The organism is Thalassotalea fonticola, assembly GCF_032911225.1.
Lineage (GTDB): Bacteria > Pseudomonadota > Gammaproteobacteria > Enterobacterales > Alteromonadaceae > Thalassotalea_A > Thalassotalea_A fonticola.
Window position 1 is genome coordinate 2,325,836 of sequence record NZ_CP136600.1, and the last position, 26,226, is coordinate 2,352,061.

A 26,226-nucleotide genomic window follows, 5' to 3' on the forward strand; every position below is an offset into this window, starting at 1 on the left:
AGTAATGTCATTAAATACCTTATTGACAACGGTGTCAATAAGGTATTTAATGTTTGCACGTTCTTTACAATTAATTTTGCATTTCATTCACACTAGGGAATCAAATGGTACATTGGAGTTTGAATTGAGTAATATAACAAAAGCACTGCGTAATAAAAGTCGCCCCCTCATATTAGGGATCACGTCTTGTGTGGCACTATTTAGCCAGATAAGTGCAGTACAGGCTGCTGAAGCACAAAAGCGTAATATAATCTATGTTTTAACAGACGATCAACGCTATGATGAATTAGGCATTCTAAACCCGATCCTTGACACACCGAACATGGATAAACTTGCTAATGAAGGTGTGCATTTTAAGAACGCGTTCGTGACCACTGCGCTTTGCTCTCCAAGTCGTGCATCAATTTTAACCGGACAATACATGCATAACCACGGGGTTGTTGATAATAATAAGCCGCCACGTGAAGGAACCATTTTCTTTCCTCAATATTTACAAGAACAAGGTTATCAAACTGCATTTGTTGGAAAATGGCACATGGGTGAAGATGCTGGTCATGGTGCAAATGATGCGCCTCAACCAGGTTTCGATTACTGGTTAAGTTTTCCTGGACAAGGAATTTATTACCCGAAAAAGAAACCAAATGGCAAACCTTATACCTTTAATGTTAATGGCAAACGGGTGCCACAAACGAAGTACATTACAGATGAGTTAACTGATTACACAATTGATTGGCTAGATAATGTCGATCAAGAAAAACCTTTTATGGTTTATTTGTCACATAAAGCGGTTCACTCAAATTTTGCGCCGGCAAAACGTCATGAAAACCAATATGAAAAAGATGAATTACCTGTACCACAAAGCCAAGCTGATACGCCCGAAAACCGAAAAGGCAAGCCAATGTGGGTACAAAACCAACGTAATAGTTGGCATGGCGTTGACTTTCCTTACCATAGTTCTTTAGACGTTCAGTCTTATAAAAAACAATACCATCGTGCACTTTCGGCAGTTGATGATAGCCTAGGGCGTATTCTCGTATGGTTAGATGAAAATAATCTTACAGACAGCACTACAGTGATTTTAATGGGTGACAATGGCTTTATGTTTGGCGAACACGGCTTAATCGATAAACGTAATGCTTATGAAGAATCTATGCGTGTACCGTTACTTGCCTATGCACCAGGTTATTTAGAAGCTGGTAAAGTAGTAGAAGAAATGGTGGCTAACATTGATATTGCACCAACATTATTAGATATGGCCGGCGTTAAAGCACCTGAGCATTTTGATGGACAAAGCTTCTTAAATATTGCCCAAGGCAAAGCTGAAGGCAAGTGGCGTAACGATTTCTTATATGAATATTACTGGGAATTTAATTACCCTTCTACACCAACAACATTTGCTCTACGTTCAGATGATTATAAATTAATTCAATATCACGGCATTTGGGATACTGAAGAGTTATACGACTTAAAAAATGATCCTCGTGAAATGAACAATTTAATTAACGATGAAAAATACTTACCAGTAATTGTTGAAATGCGTAAAAAATTATTTGACCGATTAGCTAATAATCAAGGTGAACACACGGTGCCATTTACGGAAAAATTCAGCTCTGGTGCAGTATATCGTGAAGGCTCTCGTTCAAAAGCGGCTGAGTTTCCAAAGCAATGGGAAAAAAGTGAGACGGATGAAGGATTACGCTCTTTTATGAAACACGATAAAAAGAAAATAAAAGCAGATTAACCCATTAAAAAAGCTCTCCCCAGCATCAAAGGTCTGCATTAATCGCAGGCCTTTTTATTTTATAATTACATCGTTATCAATTGATAATATTGTAATTAAAGATATATAATAAACTCGAAGTGGTATTGACTAGCAAAACAAAGCAAGGGAAATCCCCTATTATTTGTTTCCGAGGCAGATAACGGAATCAAAAAAAGCTTAAGTTATTTATTTTATAATAAAAACATGTGAGTAAAGATGAAATCTACAATAAAAGACGTTGCTAGTTTAGCTGGTGTTTCAGTAAAAACCGTGTCTCGGGTTATTAATAATGAACCTAATGTGCGCCCGGCTATGCAAGATAAAGTTAATAAAGCCGTTGCTGAATTAAACTTTAAAAGAAACCCTTTAGCGCGAGGCCTGCGCGGCCAAAACTCTTTTATTCTAACGTTGCTTTACTCAAATCCAAATCCAAGTTATGTTTTAGAATTGCAAAATGGTGCTATTGAGCAGGCCAATAATGATGGCTACAATTTGCAAATATTACCTTGTGATCATACCAATGAAAATTTAATCGATAATATTGAATCAATAATAACTCACTCCAGTCAGGATGGTTTCCTGTTAACTCATCCTTTATGTGACAACGAAGACATCATTGCCTTATTAGACAAAAATAATATACCTTTTGTCAGAATTTCACCTTTTCACCAAGAACATTCATCGCCGTATGTTTTATCCGATGATAAGCAAGCCGCTTATGAAATTACTAAATACTTAATTTCATTAGGACATACTGATATTGCAATAATAAAAGGCCACCCTGATTTTGGGGCAACGCATAAACGTTATGAAGGCTATTTAGAAGCAATGAATGAGATGAATATAAACGTTGATGATGCATTAGTTAAGCAAGGGCAATTTACCTTTGAATCAGGCGAAGTTTGCGCAAGACAATTACTTACCCAAGATCATAAACCTTCGGCTATATTTGCCAGTAATGACTATATGGCAGCAGCGGTATTAAAAATAGCGGCACAGATGCATATTAATATTCCGGCTAATTTATCGGTAGTTGGTTATGATGACGCTCCTGTGTCTCGACAAATTTGGCCTTCATTAACTACAGTTAAACAGCCTATTTATGATATTGCCAAGCACGCAGTGCAAAAACTTATTCGCCATATTAAAAAGCAAGAATTTGATGATGTGCAAAGTAAATTTCAATGTAAGTTGGTGTTAAGAAACTCAACCAGCCCTAAACTTTAGTCATTTCGAATAAAATTCAAATGTAGGTAGTATCGACAACATTTAACTGTATAAATACACAGTTAAATGTTATTGTCAAAATAGTCGTTTGCATAATGGAATTTTGATGAAACTTTACATTGCCGAAAAGCCAAGCCTTGGTCGCGCCATTGCTGATGCCTTACCTAAACCTCATAAAAAACAAAAAGGCTTTATTGAAGTAGGTAATGGCGATGTCGTTAGTTGGTGTATTGGACATATTCTTGAGCAAGTAGAGCCCGACGCCTACGATGAAAAATATAAAAAATGGGATATGCAGCACTTACCCATTATCCCTGCAATTTGGCAGTTAAAGCCGAAACCCCAAACCCGCTCACAACTCACAGTTCTTAGAAAGCTGGTCAAGCAATGCGATGTCATTGTACACGCCGGAGATCCCGACCGCGAAGGACAATTACTGGTTGATGAAGTCATAGATCACTTAAAAGTAAGCAAAACTAAAAAGGCCAAGATAGAGCGTTTACTTATTAGTGATTTAAACCTAGCGGCAGTTAAGCGGGCTTTAAATACACTAAAACCAAATAAAGAATTTATTCCCCTATCGATTTCTGCTCTAGCTCGATCAAGAGCCGACTGGCTTTACGGTATCAATTTAACCAGAGCCTTCACCATACAAGGGCAAAAATCCGGTTATCAAGGCGTCTTGTCAGTGGGCCGGGTGCAAACGCCAATATTAGGGTTAGTGGTAGCCCGTGATAATGAAATTGACAATTTTGTGAGTAAACCTTTTTATCAAGTACTAGCTAATATTAAAACACAAGACGGTGAAACATTTAAGGCAAAGTGGCAACCAAGCGCAGCCTGTCAGCCTTATATGGATGATGAAAACAGAGTACTGGTTAAAGCGCTTGCTGAAAATGTGGTAGCGAGAATTAACAACAAACCAGCAGTGGTAAGTGATATTAAAACAGAGCAAAAAAAGCAATTTGCACCGTTACCCTATAATTTATCGGCCTTACAAATAGACGCGGCAAAAGCATTCTCAATGAATGCAAAATTGGTACTCGATATTTGTCAGGGATTATATGAAAAACACAAACTTATCACTTACCCTCGCTCTGACAGTCGCTTCTTACCCAAAGAGCAATTAATGCAAGCGCCGCAAATTATTGGTATGTTAACACAGTCAACATTGCCTTTTTCCGAGCATGCAAAAAACGCAGATAAGAGCGTAGTCAGTAAGGCTTGGAATGATAAAAAGGTAACCGCGCACCATGCAATTATTCCAACAGAAAAATCAGCCAACAATATTAACTTAAACTCTTTTGAAAAGAATATTTATCAGCTGATTGTGCGTCAATACTTAGCACAGTTTTTTCCAGCGTTTACCTATGAACAAACTAAACTTTCATTAGATATTAGTGGCGGAGTTTTTAAGGTTAATTGTAAAAACCCTTTGCAGCAAGGTTGGAAGGTTTTATTCAAAAAATCTTCTTCAGAAACATTTAGCAATAGACAAATTACCTCTAATGAACAAGAAGAACAAAGATTACCGGCGCTCAACAAAGGCGATATTTTGCATTGCCAAAAAGGAGAGCTTGTTGAAAAAAATACTCAGCCGCCACAAAACTTTACCGATGCCACACTACTACAAGCGATGACCGGAATTGCTCGCTATGTTACCGATACAGAAATAAAGAAAATATTAAAAGATACAGATGGTTTAGGCACCGAGGCAACCCGCGCAGGTATTATTGAGTTGTTATTTAAGCGTGGATTTTTACAGCGCCAAGGTAAGCAAATAAAAGCGACATTAGTCGGAAAATCTTTAATCGATGCCTTACCGGCAATGGCAACAAGCCCAGATATGACAGCTCAATGGGAGGCTACACTAAATGCGATCTGCGAGCAAAAAAGTAACTATCAAAGCTTCATGTCACCTTTAGTGTCTGTAATAGAAAGTATGGTTAGCCAGGCAAGCAACTTATCGTTCAGTGAGTTGCCAAAAGGCAAGCCTGTTAATGGTTTTAAAAAGAAGCGCTTTAACCGTAAAAAGAAACTCGCTAAAACGGTTTAACTGGCAAGGTGTTTCTAGAAAAGGTTTGCTTGAGCACCACTGTTGATTCAATAGTGGCGATGAAGTCTAAACTGCCTAATGATTTTTTAACAAAGCTTTCATAGTCCTCTAAATCTTCGGCAATAATTTTCAACAGGTAATCATAAGCGCCGGTAACTACGGAGCACTCTAGAACTTGTTCTAGGTTTGCGACATTTTGTTCAAATTGATCAGCCAACTTATCTGAATTAGCACTTAAACGTACAAAGGCATATACCAATACGTTTAAATTAAGAGCTTGCCTGTTAATCAACGCTTGATAACCTTCGATCACTCCAGCTTGCTCCAATTTTTTGACTCTTCTTAAACAAGGGGTATCAGACAAGCTAACCTCCTGTGCAAGTTCTGACATTGATATACGGCCATTGCGTTGTAGCTTTTCGACTATCACTTTATCTTTTTTATCTAAAATCACTACAAAACCTCGAATAAATTAGTTGAATTTATCGAAATAGTAACATTTTTTATCTAATCTCACCATTCAAGCAATATATACAGCAGAATTATAGCGAATTACTGCTTTATCATTCTGCTAGCATTAACATAATTAGTCATGCAACACAGGATAAGAATGTGACCGCAAACTCCCAAGCATTTGATCACTGGATCAGAACCAGCTTTTGTGATTTAAACACTGAACTAGAACACCTTTATTGGCAGCAAGATGATAAAGCAAATGTCATGAATATTGGCGATGATCTTAAGCAGCAACTTGAAACGGAAGGGCGTTCTTTAATATTGCCATTACTCGATGAAGGTAATACTGATAACGGTTTTGATAATGCTTTTGATTTATTAGGTAACGTTGGCCTTTATATGGCGGCTTGTCGACGTCATGAGATCACCGAGCCATCAAGAGAGCAATCGTCTCCTTTAATTGAAGCTTCTGCTCTTGCCATGCATATTGGCGCTTCAATTGGCGTTACGCCGCGATTTGCCACTGCACATTTAACCACTCATAACAAAGCATTCAACGGCAACTACAAACGCTTTACTCATTTAGAAGATGAAAAGGTGTTTATCGATTACAACACCAAAGCAATTCTAGCGTATAAACGCGCTGCTGATGCGTTAATTAAAATTCAGCCCTTGGGTATTTCACACCCTATCACGGCTGATTTATTAACTTCTGCCAAACAAGGCCTAAAAGATGTAATTGACTCAAATAAATTGTTATTTGAAAAACTCGATACAGATCGTTTCTTTAATTGCGTGCGCCCATATTACAAACCATACAGAGTGGGTAAAGAAGTGTATCGTGGTGCCAATGCTGGGGACTTTGCTGGTATTAATGTTATAGATTTACAGCTTGGTCTTTGTTTTGCTAATGAGCCTTCATATTCGCAAATGTTAGTTGATAAGTTTTTATATATGATGCCTGAAGATCAGCTGATACTTCGTGACTGCATGCGTCGTACCAGCATAATGGATGACTTTTTAGACGCCAGTGCTTGTCATAAACAAGCATGGTATCAAGAAAATTTAAGCTTGTTCTTAGACGTGTGTAAACTGCATGGCACAACTGCGATACAGCACCATAATCAATTGGTTGAACGGTATATCACAAAGCCATCAACTGAAATAGCCCAGCAACACATGGAAAAAATTACCGCCAGCGGTCCACCATTGCATGTATTATTAGACTCATTAGAAAAGCTTCGTGACAGAAGGGCAGCGCATCAACGTGATGATATTCGTACGCGTTATGCTGATATTGAAACACTTAAAAATAGTATTGTGGAATCAACATGAGCCAGTTTAAAAATGATTTTTTACTAGCAGACAGTAACTACCTATTAAACCATTCTGTAGGTCGACCTTTAGTAACTCTTGAGCAAGCCTTCAAAGACAGTTTCTTAACGCCATGGCAAAACTGTGGTACTGAGCCATGGGGAAGTTGGCTGGAAGTGATAAACAATTTTCAATTAGCATTGTCTTCATTGTTTAATGCACCGGTTGAGCAGTTTTGCCCACAAGTAAATTTATCAAGTAGCTTAACAAAAATTGTAATGTCACTGGCATCTTTAAATAAGCCTAACATTACTATTTTAATGAGCGAAATTGACTTTCCCAGTATGGGCTTTGCATTGCAAAAAGCGTTACCAGAAAGCGCTGAAATTAAGTTTATTGATAAAACATTAGACATTACCGATGCCAATCTTTGGCAGCAGCATTTAAGCAAAGACGTTGATTTAGTATTCGTTTCAAATGCCTATTCCAACACAGGTCAGTTAGCGCCTGTTAATGAAGTAATATCACTTGCAAACGAACTAGGCATAATATCGGTATTAGATATTGCTCAATCTGCAGGAGTAATACCGTTAAACCTAGAAAATATCCGCCCAAGTTTCATGATTGGCTCTAGCGTTAAATGGTTATGTGGTGGCCCGGGTGCAGCTTATTTATGGGTAAACCCAGAAATCATTGAACAGTGCCAGCCTAAAGATGTTGGCTGGTTTTCCCATGAAAATCCATTTGAGTTTGATATTCATAATTTTAATTATAATCAATCAGCAATGAAATTTTGGGGTGGTACACCATCTATTACACCGTTTGCCTTGGCAAGCCATTCTATAGCTTACTTTGCCAATTTAGGAGCCGAAGTAGTAAGAGATCATAACCAAGCTATGATCGACTTAATTGTTGATGAGTTTGATACTGAAGTGAAATCCCCCCGAGATAAAGATAGCCGCAGCGGCACTGTGATTTTAGACTTTAAAAATAAGCAAACAGCAATTATGACCGCGTTGGCTAAAGCCAACATAAGCGTGGATGCGCGACATTTAGGTATGCGAGTATCGGCCCATATTTATAATGGTGCTGAAGATATCCAACACTTTATTGATGTTGTTAAGCAAAATTATTAACGAGTAGATTGCGATTTCGGCTCGAACAATTATACTCGAGCCAACAATTGTACATTACTCTTCCACTTCACCGGTTCCTATATTTTCCTGCTGTTCAAGCTCTAATTTTGCCCGTTCCGCTTTCGAAATATATTTAGGTTTATTAGACTTATTCAGCTTGGCTTTTGAGCGTTTAAGCTGGGCTTTCAATGTTGATTTTACTTTCTTTTTACGGTTCATGACTTATCTAATTAATTATTGTTGATAGACTAATGGCAAATTTGCTTTCATTTTTTTATCTTTCATTAAGAAAGGCCCTTGATGCAGTTTCTCCGGCCAATTCAGCAAAGCGTATGCTAATACATTTCGGTGCTCACCTGAACTTAAATTATCGCTGCCACTAATCGATAACACCATGTTTTTATCTGGATGGACAGCATCGTTTATCACCTTCTTCATTGCATTTAACGTCGGATGTTCATCAATTTCGGCAAGCAAGAAACATAAACCAATTTCAGCCTGAATATCTTCTTTACTCTTTTCAACAATTCTATCTTGGCGCATTTTAAAGTAATCTAATATCCAAGCATGCGCCTTAGCACTGACATTTTGCTGATAGTAATTGCTATCGGCCAAAACAATATGCGTTAGCCCATAGAGTTTATTATTAAATTGATTTTTACTTAACTCAGCGTCCTTATCATCAGGGTATGCGTTCTCAAAGGCTGGTTTTAAATCGGCGGTCCAATCAACCACTCCGGTATATTTCAACCAATAAACATAGTTAGCCACTTGCGCCGCATAAGCATGAATAAAATCAGCTGACATCAGTAAATCGTGTAACCCTGCTTGTTTTAAATAGGCGACAAATTTTTCATGACCTGGATGCTTAATGCCATATTCATCTAACTTAGCCATTTGATAAACAAGATACAATGCAAAACGTTTATCCTCAGTCCCCATTAAAGCTTTTTTCCTAAGCTTGCCACGGCGAGTGTTAGATAAAGCATCGATCATTGATTGAGCTTGGCCATCTCGCCATTCCTCTGAATCAAGGTTTTCTAGGTAAAAATTTAATCTATCGGTAATTTGATAAACCTCAGATCCTGATTGCTGCGCATAATATTTTTCACCGGTTAAGCGATACATGCGCACTGCATAATGATTTTGTGCGCTACCGCTAAGCTTTACGTAATTGCTGTCATAATGGTTACGTATACGATCAGCTGTGGCTAAGTATTTATTGGTCGTCTCTTTAGGTAATACATATTTATTGTCATTGGCAGATACTGAGGAAACACACCAAAAAACAATAGCTACGAATATAGTGGTATATAATTTATTTGAAATAATCATTTTAGCTTACTCCATTAACGGTCACCGTCAGTTTCATCTTCATAATCTTCAAAATCATGAGTGGGCAAGTATTGTTGCATTGCCTTAATTTCATGAAAATAAGGCCCTTCAGTCATTTTATCTGGCCAAGTAAATAACATATAAGTCAGAACGTTGCGGTGTTCGCCAGAAGCTAAGTCTATTTTTCCAGATACTGATGGCACCATACCAGCCTCAATATTAAACGCAGCAACTAAACGATCTTTAGTTTCAGTAACTAATGGGTGGTCTTTTTTCTGCATCAGTAAATAACTAATACCAACTTCGGCGGTTATGTCATCGGTTGCATCTTTTAATACGCGTTGTTGATTTGCCGCAAAATAATCTAAAATCCAGCCAAATTCCTCGGTAGATACATAGTGCTGATAGTAACCTGATGCGGCAAAAATAAAGTGGGTCAAGCCGTATAATTTGTTTCTAAAATGCCATTTACTAAGCGTTGCATCTTCTTTATTTGGATAGGCCTCTAAAAAAGCTTTTTTGTACTGCTTTGAATAATCTGCAATGCCTAATTGCTTTAACCAATAAACATAATTAGCGAGTTGTGCAGCCCAAGCTCTGATCATGGTCTTATCGGTTAAGCCGGGTAAAAAGTCATATTCTTTTAACGTATTTAACACTGTCTCTGGCAGTTCAACACCAAAAGCATCTAAACGAGAGCTATAGCGAAGTAATTCATCGGCATAAAATATAAACTCAGGAAATTTCTTTAAAGCTTTTCGACGCGCTTTGCCGCGGGTACCTTTACTCATTGCATCAGTTAAGCGCTTTGAGCTTGTTGCAATAAATCCCTCATCGTTTAAATAAGGCACTATGGTATGCATTCTGTCGCTTACCACATAATAATCATAAAGAGCTGTGGGCAGGTATTTTTTATCACCCGTCATTCGAAATAAACGGATACCATAATGCCCCTGAGTTCTTGGTGGTAGCTGATATAAATTATTTTCAAAAGTCATTTTTATACGCTGTGAAACTTCATCATAACTAAGTGCTTGTTCTTTAGCTTTTATCTCGCCATCATCAGCAGTGCATGCGGTGGTAAAAAGAAGTAAAGTAGCAAAAAATAGGTTAAAGAGTTTTTTCATTCGACACCCATTTAATAATATCTTGTAAAGTGAGTGGCTTTTTATACAGTTTGGCAAACATACCCGTCATCGCAATACTGCCGCCCTGTGCCAATAATGAAGTCAAATAATCACGGCCACTAAAGCGGCCACTAAAGTAATCCTCAAGTAAGCGACGAGCGACAATCTCAGACCAAATATAACTATAATATCTGGGACCATAAGTGGCTAAATGACTAAAACTATATTGGCTTGATGAGCCCTTTGCATAAGGATGGCCTAAATATTTTAACGCTAAAGCGGCATTGATTTGCTCGATATTTTTACTGGTTATTTCTTGTGAAAAATAGGCAAGCGCCATACCCGCGCGATAAAGGCGTAAATTATATGCTGTACCTGAGTCTGAGGTTTCGCTGGCGAGCACAACTTTGCCAAACATGCGCAGCTGCATTTTGGGATCAAAGCTTAACCATTCGAACCATTTTGCAGGCATTTCAACTAAATCATTTTCAATGCTAATACCGGCAACAATATGATATTTTTGCGTTGACACTAGGTTATGTAACAAATGGCCAAATTCATGAAAAAATGATTTTACATGGGTTTGTTGCCACTCTTTTTCAGGCAAATTTAAAATAAGGGCACTACTTGGTGCTTGTATCCCCTTAACGCCGCGTTTAATTGCCCGGTGTCGATTTTTTGTATATTTATTTGGCCGAGAATATAAATCCAGATAAAATTTACCAATATCTTTATCGCCTTCTTTCAACATATAAACAGCCACGCTGCTATGCCAAGCAGGTTCATCCAGTTTAATCACATTTAAACCAAACTCAGTTTCTAATAAGGTAAATAAGCCATTGTGAGCTTCATTAGGCGATAAGGTAGAAGAACTCTTTTGGCCAGTTGCTTTTTCATAAGGAATATAACGATAATCCCAAGGGGCGTAGGTTGCGGATTGGGCTTTGGCAATATTTGATAAAAACGCACCAACATCTGCAACATTGTCTATCATAGTGTCTTGCAAAGACAGCTCAGCATAGTTGCTATAACCCAGACTCTTAGCACTATTATTGCGCACATCAATCAAGGCCAATAAATTATCTTTATTGGTTTTCGCATGTCGTCCTTGATACTGACTATAGGCTAATTTTCGACATTCTTCGTCAGGCAAGCGTTTCGCAAATGTTGCATAATGACTGCCTTCTAATTCAGCAACCATTACGCCATTTTTTAGATAACGATTTTGGTATTTATTATCTAGCCCTTGGGCACACTTCTCCGGTAAGACAAAAGTATCATTAACCTTTACATTCGCTCCTCGACGAAATTCAGCACTTATCGCTTTGGCCTCGGCTCTAAGTTTTGCATATTGTTTATTAGACAACTGCTTATTTAGCCTTGAGTATTTAACTTGCACTCGTTTTTCTAAATCAGTTTTGCTAAGTTGTTGAGTTTTATTAAGTAAGCTTCTGACTTGTGCGGATCCAATAAAGCTATCAATATTTGCGCTTATTGTTAATTGGCAGTGCTCAGCCGCCTTAATTATCACTTTGTCGGGGGAAACATTGGCGTATAAATAACTTTCATACAACAAGTTTTTGGCCGGTATTAATATAGCTTCCAATTGTTGAATGTTGCCATAAAAATCAGCTTGTTTAGTAAATACCGTTGGCTTGCTTAATGTTTTTGTCATCTGCAAACAGCGTTGCTCAATATCTGCACCAAAAGCCTTAACGGGTTTACTTGTTGAAGCGAAACTTAAGGTACTTATCGCACAGCAGAATAAGCTAATCGTTAAAATGAGATTTTGCATACGCAACTCGATCCTCAATACTTGCAATTCGGCGGTGATCTATGGTTTCAATATGCTTTAATCTTGGCAACATGCCCATGCCGTTAGCTATTTGAATCGCTAAGCCTGGACGAGCATTCAACTCTAATACTAATGGACCTTTTTCTTTATCCAGCACAATATCTGCTCCTAAATACTTCAGCCCAGACATTTCATAGCAGCCTGCTGCAAGATTGAGCATACGATCCCAATTACCAATTGCAACATCAGCAAAACTTTTGTCGGTATCAGGGTGATGAGTTATTGGCCGGTCAAATTGCACCGCACGTTTGGCTTTACCTGTAGCTATGTCTATGCCAACACCAACAGCGCCCTGATGCAAGTTAGCTTTACCGTCGCTAGCGTGTGTCGCTAAACGCAGCATTGCCATCATCGGATAACCCTGGAAAATGATAATGCGAATATCTGGCACACCTTCATGGCTTAAACCTTTAAAAGTAGGATCAAATTGAATCAAGGCCTCAATCACTGCAACATCTGCCGCACCACCTAAACTAAATAAACCGGCAAGAATATTAGTAATGTGACGCACAACTTCTTCTCTGGGTACATAGTCACCACTGGCTTTCATATAGCCATTTTCATCGGTTTTTAAGATCACTAAAATACCTTTGCCACCACTACCTTTAGCAGGCTTTATACAAAAACCATTGTGATTTTCAAGAATTTCGAAAACTCGATTTACCTCAAATTGAAAACGAACTACACCAAGTAAATCAGGCACAGCAATGCCACAGTCAATGGCTAAGTTTTTAGTTTTTAATTTATCATCAACATTAGGATATAAAGCCCTGTCATTATAACGGCCAATATAAGAAAAATTTCTCTGATTCATCCCCATGATACCGCGGTCACGCAACTTAAACGGACTGACAAAATCAAACATGTTGTCCCCCTAATCTTCCGCTAACGGTTTAAATCGGTGCAACTCTAATAAGCGGTAACCGGTATATTGGCCCATTAATAAAACGGCAGCCATGATCAAGGCATGTACACCTAAGAAGTTAAACGCCCAATGACGAATTAAATAGTTATCCATCATCAAATAAGCAATAACCGCAACAATTAAGCTCCCCCCACCTTGGATCAACACCTCTTTACCGCCCTCTTCTTCCCATAAAATCGACATGCGCTCTATGGTCCAAGCCATGATAATCATCGGAAAAAAGGTAATGGTTAATGCTTCTGTTAAACCCATTCTAAAGGCGACAACAGTAAATAATACGATTATGCCAATTACAACGATTACCACAGCGGATATCCTTGACACCAAGAGAAGGTTCAGGTGCGAGAGATAAGATCGAATGACAAGACCGACTGATACAATCAATAAGAAACCAACCACACCGTTAATCAGTTCAGTTTGAATGAATGAGGTAGCAATTAGAATTGGCATAAACGTGCCGCTGCACTTAAGGCCAATAATTACTCGTAAAAACACCACGACTAACGCGCCTATTGGCAATAATAAAATCCCTTTAAATAAATTTTGCTCATCTATAGGCAGGTGATATAAACCAAAGTCAAAAAAGTCTCCTTTGGTAGCTGAACTGTTAGCTTCTTGCAATGCACTTTGGGTACTATGGCTTATTGAAAATACAACTTTTGAATTTCGACCACCAACTAAATCTAACAAAGAAGGAGAGTTTTGTTGCCACACTAAAATAGGTAGGTCATTACCTAATTCACCATTTTCAACATTAAACATTTGCCAGCCATTATTAATATATACTTTTAGCAGTGGAATTAATTGTTGATTGCGGCGACTATCTTCAAGCACTAATCCGCTTACCATCATTGCCGGCACCTTCGCCATTTGCATAAGCTGTACAAAAACTTCAGTTTTAGAATATTTAGATAATAATAATGCAACATTTTGGTTATCTGTTTTGATTATATTTAACACCTGTAGTACTAAAAACTGCTGGTTTCCTGATTTTTCAATTGCATGATTTAATAAGGTTTGCGCAGAGCTTTGATAAGGCTCCGACCATACATCCGCAACTATATCCTCTGCAGGTGCAGGTTCTTTCTCTGGGTTTATAGCACGCTTGTATGACGCTTGATAATACAAAGTTTGCTTGCCTTGTACTTGGCGTTTACTCCAAACCACTTCTGACTTATCTTCTTCTCTGAAAACATGAACTCCGTACGCTGGGGAAGCAGTAAACTCATCAACAAGCTCAAATTTAGGATCTTTAGGCAAGGTTAATTTGGCATTTACCGGTTCATTTTTACCGGTAAATTCAATTTCGGCTTCAATTTGCCAAATATCTATTTGCTCTCCAGCGGTTAACGGTACTCCCATTTCTACATGACGGTAATAAATACTACTAATGCCAGTAACAATAAGTGCAAAAACAATAATTAAAAAAGGTGTTCTAGAGGTCAAAATTATTTTCCTTCTAATAGATGTTTTCTACTGACATCAACTAGGGCTATATCTTTCAAAAAGTTCCGGCCGATCAACACTTGAAATTCCAAATGACTTCGATCTGCAAGGTTAAATGTTTGGTTGCGATATTCCTTTTTACCAACTTTTATCGATACTTTTATTTCAAGACGCTCTTCAGCTTTCATATTACTTTGTTGCTTAATTTTGACGGTGTCATAAATGGGGTATTCAAAAACGGCTGAATCTTTCGCTGTTTTTAAGGAGAACTTCACCCATTTTTTTCCATCACGTTCAAATTTAACAAGATTGTAAACACCTAAAGAAGAGGTATCTGCACCGGTATCTATTCTCGCAGCAAACGTTGTTTTCTCTTTCACTAGAAATATATTTTCTACCTCACCAACCAGGATTTTATCAGTCGGGTTAGTTTGCTTGCCTTTCATCGAGCAACGTTCCACATAAACCACCTCTTTTTCTTTCGTTGCTGAATTACTATCACCATTACCACTCATTGCGGCTTTTAATTCGGCAGCAAGTTGTTGATTATCCCGAGTACAACTTTCATTTATTTGTTTTGAGAGAGATTGCTCAAGATTAGCTATATTATTATTTACTTGTTCCATTTGGGCATTGGCTGCAGACGCTGAATTCTCGTTTGCGACACAACCTGATAGTGCAATAATTGAAATTGCTAACATTATGTTTCTGAACATATTGAAAACTTCTGAATATTTTTTAAATTGGTTCTTTAATTTTAAGACATATTGAGCAAAATGTTATTTTATTAACTGTAATAAGTTGTACAAACGCTTTACACTAAATTAAAAAATTAACTCCATCCCTTTAACCACGGGGAATGTGAGTAACTATACCATTCTGCATAAGGAATGAATCACTCAGCGATACTAAAAGAGTTTTAGGCAAGGCTTTCATTTTGTACTGTGGTTATTCCACTGAAAAAATGTTTAACGCAGCTTAAAACTCTTTTAGTATCGCCCTTAGGGTGTTTATCAAACCCACGATAACGGCCCAAAATTTAAAGAAGATAGAATAACTATCTGCTTCAAATTTAGATTGTTCTAGTGCGTTTGATAAACACTGAGTTGACTATATACTTATGCAGATTGGTATCTGTAATGACAAAGCGTTATAAAAAGCCTTTGAATATTTCGTGTATTTTTTATACAAAACAATTAGTTATAACAAGAGAAATAATATGACACTTAAAAATGCCCCTGCTTATATTCAATTGGCGGTTGATTTAATTCAAATACTAGAAGAGCATGAATTAGATAATGAAACAGTATTAAAAGCCCTCTCTATTGTTACCCAAGATTTTGAAAGTAAAGCGAGTAACGCACTCACAACCAACTCCCAAGTTTCGCAATAAATCATTATCAAGCTATAATTAAAGGCTCAGTTTTAGAATTTTATAAAAAGAATAATAAATTGTTAATAATTTCATCTCATCATAGATCCTGGTTAAAATTGACACTTGCTTGTGCAAGTCTGCTATTACTGCCACAAAGTTTTGCAGAAACTCCGTTGGTTTATAAATACAAATCAAAGCAAGGTATTCCTTCTTTTTCTGACATTGAACCGCAAAACGTTCGATATAAGGTAATTCAGGTAGGTTGCTTCGCCTGTAATGTTAATTCAATGGTGAACTGGTATAACACACCATTAAATACCAGCGCTTTTAATGATTTAATTTTAAAAAATGCATTCTTGCATAATGTTGAACCGGCGTTGATTAGAGCTATTATTCACGCAGAATCGCACTTCAAAGAAAATGCGACCTCTAAGGTAGGTGCGCAAGGTTTGATGCAATTGATGCCGGCAACGGCACAAGAGTTAGGCGTTAAAAATTCATTAAATGCCGAAGATAATATTCAAGGTGGGGTTAAACATTTAGCCAAGTTATTAAAGAAATATCGAGGCAATATTAAATTAGTGGCCGCGGCTTATAATGCTGGTGAAGGTGCGGTAAAAAAATATGGTGGCGTACCACCATATGAAGAAACATTAGTATATGTAGATAGAGTAAAAATTCTTCACTCAAGGTATCGTCAAACGGGTTAAAATGCTTACCTTAGCGCCATAAAGTAATCAAAATCGACTCTGCTATTTGCCTTTTGTGACAACGACAATCCCAATTCAACTAATTGCTGATTTTGCCCGTAAGCGTTTACCATGTCTCTTAATAATTCAATTGCTTTTACCGTATCGCCTGTACCATCAATAGCAAGGGCATAAATATATGCATACTGTTGATCTTGAGGTGATAACGCCATTGATTTTTTAAACAGTGGTATAGCTTTATTTAGCTGTTGCTGACGAACGAAATGCAGACCATAACCATAATGCAATAATGCCGAGGTAGGAATATTCTTTATTGCCTTGTTGTAAACTGCTACAACTTGATTAGTCTTGCCTTGAGTTCGGTATAATTCAGCCAAATTTGAATAGGCAGAATCAAAGTAAGGATCGACAGAAATTGCTTTCAAGTAAGACTTTTCTGCGCCAAGCAAGTCCTCTTGCCCCATAGCAACCATGCCTTGGTTCAGTCTTCCTTCACCGCGCCAACCACTTTGCTCATTAGCTACTATCAACTCATTTAAGGCACTTTTAAAACTTGGTTTGTCACTGTCAGGAATATAAACATCAAGCAAAGAACGAGCAGCCGCAATTCGAATTGCGGCTAAGTCATCATTAAGTAATGGGCTTAATAATTCAGCTCTAAAACCAGGGTTTATTAATGATGCCGTGCCTGCTGCGGCAAGACGAAGTAAATCTTCGTTATCAGTTATAAAAGGTTTCAACGATAGATGGCTTAACTGCTCGGTGCTAAAACCAAGCATCTGTAATGCTGTTGCTCTTGAGATAATATCAATGGCTTCATCGTTAACTATCGCTAGATGTTGTTCTAAACTAATGCTTTGGCCTTGTTGTAAACGCCAAAAGTTTTGCCTTGTTTCACTATCTACTCTTGGCTTAACTTTCCAAGATTTTAACAAATTTACAGCCCATTTATTATCTTGTTGCTGATGACATGTTGTACAAGCATTTGGACTGGCGAATTTTTCTGATAAATCAGGACGAGGAATTTTAAAACTATGGTCGCGTCTATCATCCACGCCCATATACGTGGTTTCTGGCATGTGACAATTTACACATTGTGCGCCATCAGAGTCTTTTTCATGGTGGTGATGTTCAGGTTTGTCAAATACATCACTGGCATGGCATTGCAAACATAAGCCATTATCTGGTATTTTGATTTTCATCGTGTGTTGATCATGACAATCAATGCAGTTTACTCCGTTAGCATACATTTTACTTTGTAAGAATGAGCCATAAACATACACTTCTTCTTTAATCTGGCCATCGACATGATACATCGGCGCTTGTAAAAATTGAGGAGAAAATTGGTCTAAGAATTTTTTACTTGGGTCAATACCATCCGTTAACGGTGCTCGTAAAGCATGACAAGAGAAACATTGCTCCATAAAGCTATTGTCACGTTTGTCACCTATCCACTGCGCGGTATTTTCTCCTGCAGTTCGTTGCCAGCCACCTTTTGCTACAGGCTTGCTTTGCTTATTATCTTGATGACCATCCATATTTGCATGACAAGATACACAGCCAACATTAATACCGGTAAAACTTGAATCAAAATGATTTTCTTTACTATCGTAATTGCGTTTTAAACCATCGGAATGACAATCCGCACACATACCGTTCCAGTTTTGTAATGGTTGACGCCAATGCAATCTATCAGCCGGTTTTATTTCTTCATTTTGATAATTATGGTACCAACGTTGTCCGCCTTCATCGATAGAACGTGCGTCCCAGGCAAAAGGTAAAACTTGAAATCGGCCAGTTTCAGTTTCAACTAGGTATTGCTGCAAAGGATAATGACCGAAGGTATAGGTTATTGGTAGAGTTTCAGTTTTTTGATCATAAGAAATATCAACAAAGTACTTGCCTTGTTGCTGATAAAAGTAAGCTTTTTGACCGTAGTGTTCAGCAGTTTGTTTATCAAAGTTACCTACGACACTGTCTTTACTTGCTACTGCCATCGACTTGGCATGATCAGATTGTTGCCACTTAGTGGTTTGTTCTTGATGACAGTCTATGCACGCTTGGTTCTCGCTAGCTGATAAATCAAAAGAGACGGCTAAGTTGAGTGCAGCAAGAATAAAAAATGATAATTTAAAAAAAGAGTTAAAAGTATGCACAAAGAGCCCATGTTTGATGTTGTTATGCTAACTGAAGTGAAGATTATATCGTTCAGTAAAAATAATAAAAGAAAAAAGAGCATAACAAAAGTATGCTCGTACAAAAAGCTACTACAAACAAAAGTTTAGATTAACTTATAACTTTTGTTGCGTATGCCGAATTATTAGGAAATATTTTAGTAATTTTATTTGAATCTAAATTCCAATGCTGCTGTAACACTGCACCGACCCATGAAAAGGTATTGGTTGTCGGCATTAAATCACGACCATTAAATAGTTGTGATTGTGCTAACCCTGGCCAGTTACCTAAAACTTTCCCGCCCTGCACTGCGCCGCCAGCGATAAACATTGCACTGCCGGTACCGTGGTCTGTACCACCTGTACCATTTTCCTTAGCAGTTCGACCAAACTCAGTTGCAATCATTACTACTGTATCTTGCCAATTATCACCAAGCTCAGTTTGTAAGGCCGCAATACCACTATCAAGTTCTTTAAGCTGCCTGTCTAACCGAAAAGTTTGACTGTTATGGGTATCCCAACCACCAATTTCCAACATCGCACAATCAACACCATTATTGCCTGTCATCAACTTGCCACACGACTTTGCCAGATCAATAAACTTGCCTTTACGCTTAATTTTGCTATCACCAGCCATTTTCTGGGTATTCAAGCCTTCCTCTAGGCGAGAAAGCAACATTTCATCGTTTTGATACAAGTTCATTAACGCTTCATAAATATTATCATCAGCATCCTTTAATCTCGACGGATACCAAGTGCTAACCTTATCACTACTTCTCATACTGATAGGAATAGAATTAGCAACCGCTAACGCTTTAGTATCGGTATTCATTTCGTTTAACGCTCTTCCTAACCACCCGGTATCATGGTCCATACTCGGCAAACCGCTTTCTAAATAATCTTGCCCGTCAAAATGTGAACGCCGCGGATAACCAGAGCCAACAGCAACAATAGGTAACAGTTGTTTCTTTTGATATAAACCATGCATATGCTTTAAAGCTGGATGCAACGAAAAATCTGTTGTTAGAGGTAATAAATCATTCGCTATTGATGGTGCTAATTTAGGCCTTAAACCTTGATAGTTTTTATCACTAATTGGTACAACTGTATGTAACGAATCCATTGCTCCACGTAAAACGACCCAAACAATCTTTTTCGACTTGCCCGTTAATTTATTTACAGCTGCTAATGATGGAGTTTGCAATAAAACTAATGACGCAGAAGCTCCAAGGGTTTTAATAAATTGACGTCTTTTCATAATTTTCCCCTTACCTACGCAAAAATTCTGGGCTCATTAACAACATTGCTAATGCTTGTTTTCTACTTTCTGCCCGTACAACTGCTTTATATGTAATACTCGAAGTTGGCAATGCTAACGTATCATTCATAATAGTTTCAGCGTTAGCTCTTACGCGACTTACTAACGAAGCAGTCCAATCAATTTTAGACATTAAGGCGTTTCCACCATCCCAGTCTTGCTGTTCATCACTGAAACCTGCAGGCGAGCCAGCTTTGAAGGGTTGCTGGCCAAAGGTGTTTAAGGTAAAAAATAGTTGCTTAAAATTGATAGATTTAATATTTAATGCACGAAATGAAGACTGTAAGTACTCTCTTGGTGTTTTAAATTTTTTCTGTTCTGCTGACCATGCTTGCTCAGAATGAATTAACGCCAGCATTACTTCTTTTATATTGCCGCCGGTTTTTTGCCAGCGCTTTACTAAAATATCTACTAACTGAGGATCCGGACTATCGCTGACAAAATGCTTTACTAGTTTGCTACAAACAAATTTAGCAGTATTAGGATGATTAGCTAAATCTTTCAACATAGCCTCGCCTTGTTTAATCCCTTTCTGATTATAAGTTTTTCCTAGAAGAGTTCTCTTTCCAGGTTCTTTCCCCCAAGCTCTATAGGTAAAGCCGACGCCATCATCTTTATTAGGATTAGCAATACTCCAACCGGTTATACCTTTAGCAAGTTCAATGACATCATTTTGGCTATAGCCGCCATTAACCCCCAAGGTATGTAATTCTAATATTTCCCGTGCTAAATTTTCATTTAGACCTATGCCTTTTTTGTTGTTTTTATTTTTTTTACTATTTAACGCTAGTTTAGAATTAGGCCCGAATGAGCGTTCATTGTTTAAATAAATCAACATGGCTGGGTGCTTACTTACCGCCAGTAACATATCTTCAAAACGGTTAAATAAATTATTGGCTATAGCTTCTCGTTCAAGTGTTGGCCCAATCGCCGGCATCATTTTACCATCAGCTGAAACGCTGAAGTGATTAGAAAAAAAGTCCAATAAACGCCAAGTAAGACTACTGTCACTATTGATACTTTGTACAAATGCATCAGTTGCAAGCTTTTGATATGTCGATTTTATAAATCTTGCTCTATCCTTTTTTGCTTTTTTAAATTGCTCAGTATCTGATTTATTTTTTTTCTTTTTATAAGCCAAATTAAATTCACTAAGTTGTTTAAAAACATCATTTGAGGTAGGAAGGCTTTGATCAAAAGATATCGGCATTAACTGTGCTGATAGCCATTTTTTCGGGTTTTTTTCAGCTTGTACAAGCTCACCGGGCTTTGCGCCTAAACCAAACCGGTTCGCAGCAATTGTTGCATTCGTATTAGCAGTACTCATATTAACACCCAATGATAAATCTATATTGTCAAAATAAGATTAACAATAAATTTACCATTCACCATTGATTTTACATATCTTTACATTGAAACGGTTATTGCTACTAGCCGTACAAAAGTAAATTTATGGTAAATTTAAAACAGCCTATTGATAACGTTGTCAGTTGCTGGTAGTTTAAACTTAAATAATCTCTATGGTCACCTATATGAATAATAAATTATTAAAACTAGCCATCGCATCAATTGCACTCTTTGGAACGAATGCTCAAGCAGAAACGGACGCTAAACAAACAGCAGCAACGCCTAATATTGTTTTTATCATTTCTGATGATATGGGCCGACAAGATGTGGCGCTATATGGCAGTAAATTTCATGAAACACCGAACTTAGACCAACTTGCCCGTGAAGGTGTTACTTTTAATAACACCTACGTTGCACACCCACGCTGCGTGCCGTCAAGAATTGGCTTTATGAGTGGACAGTCGCCAACAAGAATGGGTAGCAGCTTAGTACATAATAAAAAAAATTCTTTACCTGCAGACAAGGTGACTTTTGCTGAACATTTGCAAAAAGCAGGCTATAAAACCGGCTTTATTGGCAAATGGCACTTAGGCAAAGAAGGTAGTGGTTGGCCAAAACAACAAGGCTTTGATGAAAGTATTCTTGCAGGCTCTGCGGGCGCACCGGACAGTTATTTTTACCCTTGGGGGGCAAAGTCTAAAAAAGGTAAAGAAACTTTTGGTAAAGCAAAAGGAGAGAAAGGGGAATACCTCACCCATAGAATGACAAAAGAAGCGTTGGATTTTATTGAGCGAAATAAACAAGCTCCATTCTTATTAGTCCTATCTCATTATGCCGTACATACCCCCATTCAATCTTTAACTGATGATACTAAATACTTCACTAACAAATTAAGTAGCATGGGTATAAAGCCTGTGAAAGGTGGCAAACAATACGATATTAAGAGCGATGGTACGGGTATTTCATCATCAAAAACAATTCAAAACCATCCGACTTATGCCGCTATGGTTAAAGCGGTTGATGATAGCGTCGGCCAAGTTAATGCAAAATTAAAACAATTAGGTATTAACAAAAATACTATTATTATCTTTACCTCGGACCATGGCGGCTTATCGTCCAGAGGTCCTAAGAATAGAGAGCTTGCGACATCGAACTTACCTTATAAGCACGGTAAAGGTTGGTTATATGATGGCGGTATTAGAGTACCTCACATTGTAAAATGGCCAACAACCATTACTGCCGGTTCAACATCAAATGTTCAGGTAACAGGTACCGATCATTACCCAGCGATGCTTGAAATGGCAGGGTTAAATTTAAGCCCTAATGATCACCTAGACGGGGTTAGTTATGTAGAAGCAGCTAAGGGTAAAAACTATACTCGTGTGCCTATGTTTTGGCATTCACCAATTTCTCGTCCAAATTCAACTGGCGACAGAATGAGCTCTGCAATAATTGATGGAAAATGGAAATTAATTGATTGGTTTGATGATGGCTTTGTAGAGTTATTTAATTTAGAAGAAGACAAAGGTGAAACTACTAATTTAGCCAAACAGCACCCAGAAAAAGTAGCCTCATTGCTAAAACAACTGAATGCTTGGTTAAAAGGTGCGAATGCACAATACAGAAAACCAGGGAAAAAAATGAAATGGGACTTGCAAAAGCCAGTTAAGGTAAAAGGTTAAATCTATCTAATGAAACAATTCATCTTTATCATAAAATTTATCGCTATTTTCCTTTGTATTAGTGTTAAAGCTGTGACTTTGCCAGCAGGTGGCGTTGAGGCCAAATACCAACCGGAATTACTTAAACTTAAGCGTAAGAATGAGTTTAGTGAAATAACAACCGTAAGCCTTGATAACCAAAAGTATAAGCAGGTATTAGACGTTCAGGTACACAAACCTTCAACTAAAATTTGGCAAGTTCAGGTGCCTTTTACCTTATCAAGCCCGAACATTGAGTTTGCTGATACCATCATGGTGAAAGTTGTCGCTCGCTCATTAAGTTCGCACATAGCTGACGGTAGTGTTGGCCAGATGGATTTATATTTTAAATACAAACAACGTGGTAAACCTGTTGTTAATAAGCGCTTGATGCTATCTAAACAATGGCAAACATTTTATATTCCGGTAAAAGTAGATAAGCAACCTAAGGTTGCTGATATGCAATTAGTATTTTTATTAGGCGGTTTACCTAAACAACATCTTCAAATAGCTGAACTGAGCATAATTAATTATAAAGACAGTATTGATGTTGCAATCTTGCCTATGACCAAAGTGAAATATTTTGGCATGGAAGACGATGCGCCTTGGCGTAATGAAGCTGAGCAGCGCATAGAAAAATACCGTAAAGCTGATTTTAATTTAAACCTTTTCGATAAAAATCAACAACCGATACGTGCGGCAAAAATAGATATTAATCTACAACGCCATGACTATAATTTTGGTTGTGGTTTAAAAGCGTTAGAAATATTTGGTAAAAACCGTTTATCAGAACAAGAAAAGCAACAGCAACTCAGCGACATTGAAAAAATGTGTAATTTGGTTGTGTTTAACAATGCGTTAAAATGGCGTCATTTCAATGCTGACGCTGTAGAGAAAGCTATGGACTGGGCTAAAAAACGAGATTTAAAAGTTCGTGGCCATGCATTAATTTGGGGACGTTTTCGCAGTGCTCATAAAGAAATAGAAAAAAAACAGGATTACTACAAAAAACATCCTGAAGAGTTTCAAAAAGTTTTACTCGAACATGTGAAAGAATTTGCTGCATTGTATCCTGACCAAATTAGTGATTGGGATGTAATCAATGAACCTTCACCAGAACATCATTTCGTTGATATTCTAGGTAAAGAAGCGACTATTGAATGGTTAAACGCGGCCAAAGAAGCAAACCCGAATGCTGCCCGTTGTGCCAATGACTACGGTATTGTGTCGCGTTACGATACCTGGCATCAAGATGCTTATTATGACTGGATGAAGTATTTTACCGAGCAAAACGCCATCGACAAGGTATGTGTACAAGGACACTTTCAAGGGCCAATGCCGATCACTGAATTTTATCAGCGTTTAGAACGGTTTGCTGAATTTAATTTGCCAATCACTATGACCGAATTTGATTTTTTTGAAATTGATCAACAATTAAAAGCTAAGTTCATGGAAGATTTAATTACGGCGTTTTTCTCTCATCCAAACACTGATGGCTTCATTCATTGGAACCTAACCGACCTCTATGATGAAAATGGAAAATTAAATTTAAGTGGTAAAGCTTATGATAAGTTAATCCACAAAACTTGGCACACCAAGGTTGCTTTAAAAACTGATGAACAAGGCCAAGCATCATTTAATGGTTTTAAAGGTCAGTATAATTTAAAGATTGAACTAGCTAATGGCAAAACCATGAATAAATTGGTAAAACTGAGCAACTCAGATGTTGTCAGTTTAACGCTAAATTAAGCTGTGATTGATAAAAGCGAAGTGTTCAATCACACTGCGCTTTTTTATCTCTGACAAATAAATTAACTCAAAAATTATCATTATGAAACATTCGAACTATATAGTTATCTTCTACTCGGTTGTCATCTTGCTCGTCGGCAACCTAGGTATTAATAATAGCGCATTAGCAAAACCTGTAAGCCAACAAACAGCCTCTAAATCTATTGATTTAGCTGATAAGCAGTTAAAATACTTAGGGCGGGTTACCAAGGATAAAAAGTTCTCATTAACGGGTTCAGGCTTATCTTTCAATGTGACCGGAGGTAATGTTTGGGCTAGTTTTTATGTTAATGACAAAACCAAAGCGGCGCTAAACATAATCATCAATGGTTCTGAAAAAGCATTATTCTTAAAAAGTGGGGAACATAGATATTTAATCGCCAAAAACTTAATCCAAGGCGAACACACAGTCAGTATTTTAAAGCGTAATGAAGCGGCTAAAGGTACGGTTCAGTTAACGAACTTAGCAATAGAGCCAACTCACGTTTTACGCCCTGCCCCAACATTTACAAGTAAGCTACTCGCCATTGGCGACTCGATAACCTGTGGCTATGGTAATGAAGCAAAGCAAAGTAATGAGGGCAACACCCTAGCCAATCAAAACGGTTACCAAAGCTATTCAGCAATTGCCGCAAGAAAGCTTCAGGCCGAACTAATGATTGTTTGTTGGTCTGGCAGAGGTATGTCCCGAAATAGAAGTGTACAAAATGACGAAACAGGCTTACTACCACAATTATATAATTACTACTTACCCAATGAATCAAAAGAACAGTGGCAAGCATCGGTATTCTCACCTGATCATATCCTTATAAATTTAGGAACCAATGATAATGCCAATGGAAAGATTAAAGGTAAGCTTAATAAAGAACTGTATTTGACTGCTTACCAAAATTTCATCAATACCTTGCGCGCAGATCATCCTTTGGTACATTTAATATTTGCCATAGGGCCAATGAAGCCTGGCGAAATTTCACAATGGTTACCTGAACTTACTGTAAAGAATAAAAACACTAGCTCCCTTATTTTTTCCTCTTATACTGGAAAAAGTGAGATAGGCGGGCATTATCATCCACATGTTTCAAAGCATAAATTAATGGCTGAGCAATTGGCTAAGCATATTAAAAACTTGTAATCACTGATAACTAATATTGACTAAATAAGTCTTATATTAATTT

The 26,226-nt window shown here is 37.6% G+C and carries 21 protein-coding genes; 10 read left to right on the forward strand and 11 right to left on the reverse strand.

The features are described 5' to 3' along the window. Positions 1–124: 124 nt before the first annotated feature. From RI844_RS09480 to RI844_RS09490, 3 genes are all read left to right on the forward strand, one after another. Positions 125–1,741, forward strand: a complete 1,617-nt coding sequence (locus tag RI844_RS09480; protein ID WP_348398205.1) for a sulfatase family protein — start codon at positions 125–127, stop codon at positions 1,739–1,741. A gap of 237 nt (positions 1,742–1,978) precedes the next feature. Beyond that, entirely contained in the window at positions 1,979–2,989 is a 1,011-nt protein-coding gene (locus RI844_RS09485) for a LacI family DNA-binding transcriptional regulator (RefSeq protein ID WP_348398206.1), read from the forward strand. 106 nt (positions 2,990–3,095) lie between these two features. Next, positions 3,096–5,045, forward strand: a complete 1,950-nt coding sequence (locus RI844_RS09490; RefSeq protein ID WP_348398207.1) for a DNA topoisomerase III — start codon at positions 3,096–3,098, stop codon at positions 5,043–5,045. Here the strand turns inward: RI844_RS09490 and RI844_RS09495 are convergent. Further along, positions 5,032–5,496, reverse strand: a complete 465-nt coding sequence (locus RI844_RS09495; protein ID WP_348398336.1) for an Lrp/AsnC family transcriptional regulator — start codon at positions 5,494–5,496, stop codon at positions 5,032–5,034. The two genes, RI844_RS09490 and RI844_RS09495, sit on opposite strands and share 14 nt — an antisense overlap. 161 nt (positions 5,497–5,657) lie before the next feature. On the opposite strand from RI844_RS09495, the gene RI844_RS09500 reads away from it, so the two are divergent. Together RI844_RS09500 and RI844_RS09505 are read left to right on the forward strand one after the other, a co-directional pair. After that, positions 5,658–6,836, forward strand: coding sequence for a PrnB family protein (locus tag RI844_RS09500; protein WP_348398208.1), 1,179 nt, complete (start codon positions 5,658–5,660; stop codon positions 6,834–6,836). Then, positions 6,833–7,951 (forward strand): aminotransferase class V-fold PLP-dependent enzyme, encoded by a 1,119-nt coding sequence (locus RI844_RS09505; protein WP_348398209.1) that lies wholly within the window; start codon positions 6,833–6,835, stop codon positions 7,949–7,951. The genes RI844_RS09500 and RI844_RS09505 overlap by 4 nt, the downstream gene beginning before the upstream one ends. A 54-nt stretch (positions 7,952–8,005) precedes the next feature. Here the strand turns inward: RI844_RS09505 and RI844_RS09510 are convergent, their stop codons facing one another. Genes RI844_RS09510 through RI844_RS09540 form a run of 7 tightly spaced genes read right to left on the reverse strand, consistent with a single transcriptional unit; the run spans position 8,006 to position 15,340 of the window. Then, positions 8,006–8,170, reverse strand: coding sequence for a DUF2986 domain-containing protein (locus tag RI844_RS09510; protein WP_348398210.1), 165 nt, complete (start codon positions 8,168–8,170; stop codon positions 8,006–8,008). 15 nt (positions 8,171–8,185) lie between these two features. Beyond that, positions 8,186–9,286 (reverse strand): DUF3541 domain-containing protein, encoded by a 1,101-nt coding sequence (locus RI844_RS09515; RefSeq protein ID WP_348398211.1) that lies wholly within the window; start codon positions 9,284–9,286, stop codon positions 8,186–8,188. A gap of 14 nt (positions 9,287–9,300) precedes the next feature. Beyond that, a complete protein-coding gene (locus RI844_RS09520; protein ID WP_348398212.1) occupies positions 9,301–10,413 on the reverse strand; it encodes a DUF3541 domain-containing protein in 1,113 nt (370 codons plus the stop codon). Beyond that, complete coding sequence (locus RI844_RS09525; protein WP_348398213.1) at positions 10,397–12,208, reverse strand: M3 family metallopeptidase; 1,812 nt, start codon at positions 12,206–12,208, stop codon at positions 10,397–10,399. The genes RI844_RS09520 and RI844_RS09525 overlap by 17 nt, the downstream gene beginning before the upstream one ends. After that, positions 12,183–13,133 (reverse strand): alpha-L-glutamate ligase-like protein, encoded by a 951-nt coding sequence (locus RI844_RS09530; RefSeq protein ID WP_348398214.1) that lies wholly within the window; start codon positions 13,131–13,133, stop codon positions 12,183–12,185. The genes RI844_RS09525 and RI844_RS09530 overlap by 26 nt, the downstream gene beginning before the upstream one ends. A 9-nt stretch (positions 13,134–13,142) precedes the next feature. Then, positions 13,143–14,639, reverse strand: coding sequence for an inactive transglutaminase family protein (locus RI844_RS09535; RefSeq protein WP_348398215.1), 1,497 nt, complete (start codon positions 14,637–14,639; stop codon positions 13,143–13,145). Between the two features lie 2 nt (positions 14,640–14,641). Next, the gene (locus RI844_RS09540; protein WP_348398216.1) at positions 14,642–15,340 is read right to left on the reverse strand and encodes an ATP-dependent zinc protease family protein; all 699 of its coding nucleotides are present in this window, start codon (positions 15,338–15,340) and stop codon (positions 14,642–14,644) included. 518 nt (positions 15,341–15,858) lie between these two features. Here RI844_RS09540 and RI844_RS09545 point away from each other — a divergent pair. Beyond that, positions 15,859–16,032, forward strand: a complete 174-nt coding sequence (locus RI844_RS09545; RefSeq protein WP_348398217.1) for a DUF2496 domain-containing protein — start codon at positions 15,859–15,861, stop codon at positions 16,030–16,032. A gap of 59 nt (positions 16,033–16,091) precedes the next feature. Further along, positions 16,092–16,724, forward strand: coding sequence for a lytic transglycosylase domain-containing protein (locus tag RI844_RS09550; RefSeq protein WP_348398218.1), 633 nt, complete (start codon positions 16,092–16,094; stop codon positions 16,722–16,724). A gap of 5 nt (positions 16,725–16,729) precedes the next feature. Here the strand turns inward: RI844_RS09550 and RI844_RS09555 are convergent, their stop codons facing one another. The 3 genes from RI844_RS09555 to RI844_RS09565 form a co-directional block, all read right to left on the reverse strand. Continuing rightward, positions 16,730–18,880, reverse strand: coding sequence for a multiheme c-type cytochrome (locus RI844_RS09555; RefSeq protein WP_348398219.1), 2,151 nt, complete (start codon positions 18,878–18,880; stop codon positions 16,730–16,732). A 130-nt stretch (positions 18,881–19,010) separates the two neighbouring features. Continuing rightward, positions 19,011–20,156, reverse strand: a complete 1,146-nt coding sequence (locus tag RI844_RS09560; RefSeq protein ID WP_348398220.1) for a DUF1501 domain-containing protein — start codon at positions 20,154–20,156, stop codon at positions 19,011–19,013. Between the two features lie 10 nt (positions 20,157–20,166). Next, complete coding sequence (locus RI844_RS09565) at positions 20,167–21,543, reverse strand: DUF1800 domain-containing protein (protein WP_348398221.1); 1,377 nt, start codon at positions 21,541–21,543, stop codon at positions 20,167–20,169. A 205-nt stretch (positions 21,544–21,748) separates the two neighbouring features. On the opposite strand from RI844_RS09565, the gene RI844_RS09570 reads away from it, so the two are divergent. From RI844_RS09570 to RI844_RS09580, 3 genes are all read left to right on the forward strand, one after another. Further along, on the forward strand, positions 21,749–23,245 hold the full coding sequence (locus RI844_RS09570) for a sulfatase (protein WP_348398222.1): 1,497 nt from the start codon (positions 21,749–21,751) through the stop codon (positions 23,243–23,245). A gap of 9 nt (positions 23,246–23,254) precedes the next feature. Beyond that, positions 23,255–25,012, forward strand: a complete 1,758-nt coding sequence (locus RI844_RS09575) for an endo-1,4-beta-xylanase (RefSeq protein WP_348398223.1) — start codon at positions 23,255–23,257, stop codon at positions 25,010–25,012. Between the two features lie 82 nt (positions 25,013–25,094). Further along, the gene (locus tag RI844_RS09580; RefSeq protein ID WP_348398224.1) at positions 25,095–26,183 is read left to right on the forward strand and encodes an SGNH/GDSL hydrolase family protein; all 1,089 of its coding nucleotides are present in this window, start codon (positions 25,095–25,097) and stop codon (positions 26,181–26,183) included. Positions 26,184–26,226 lie beyond the last annotated feature (43 nt).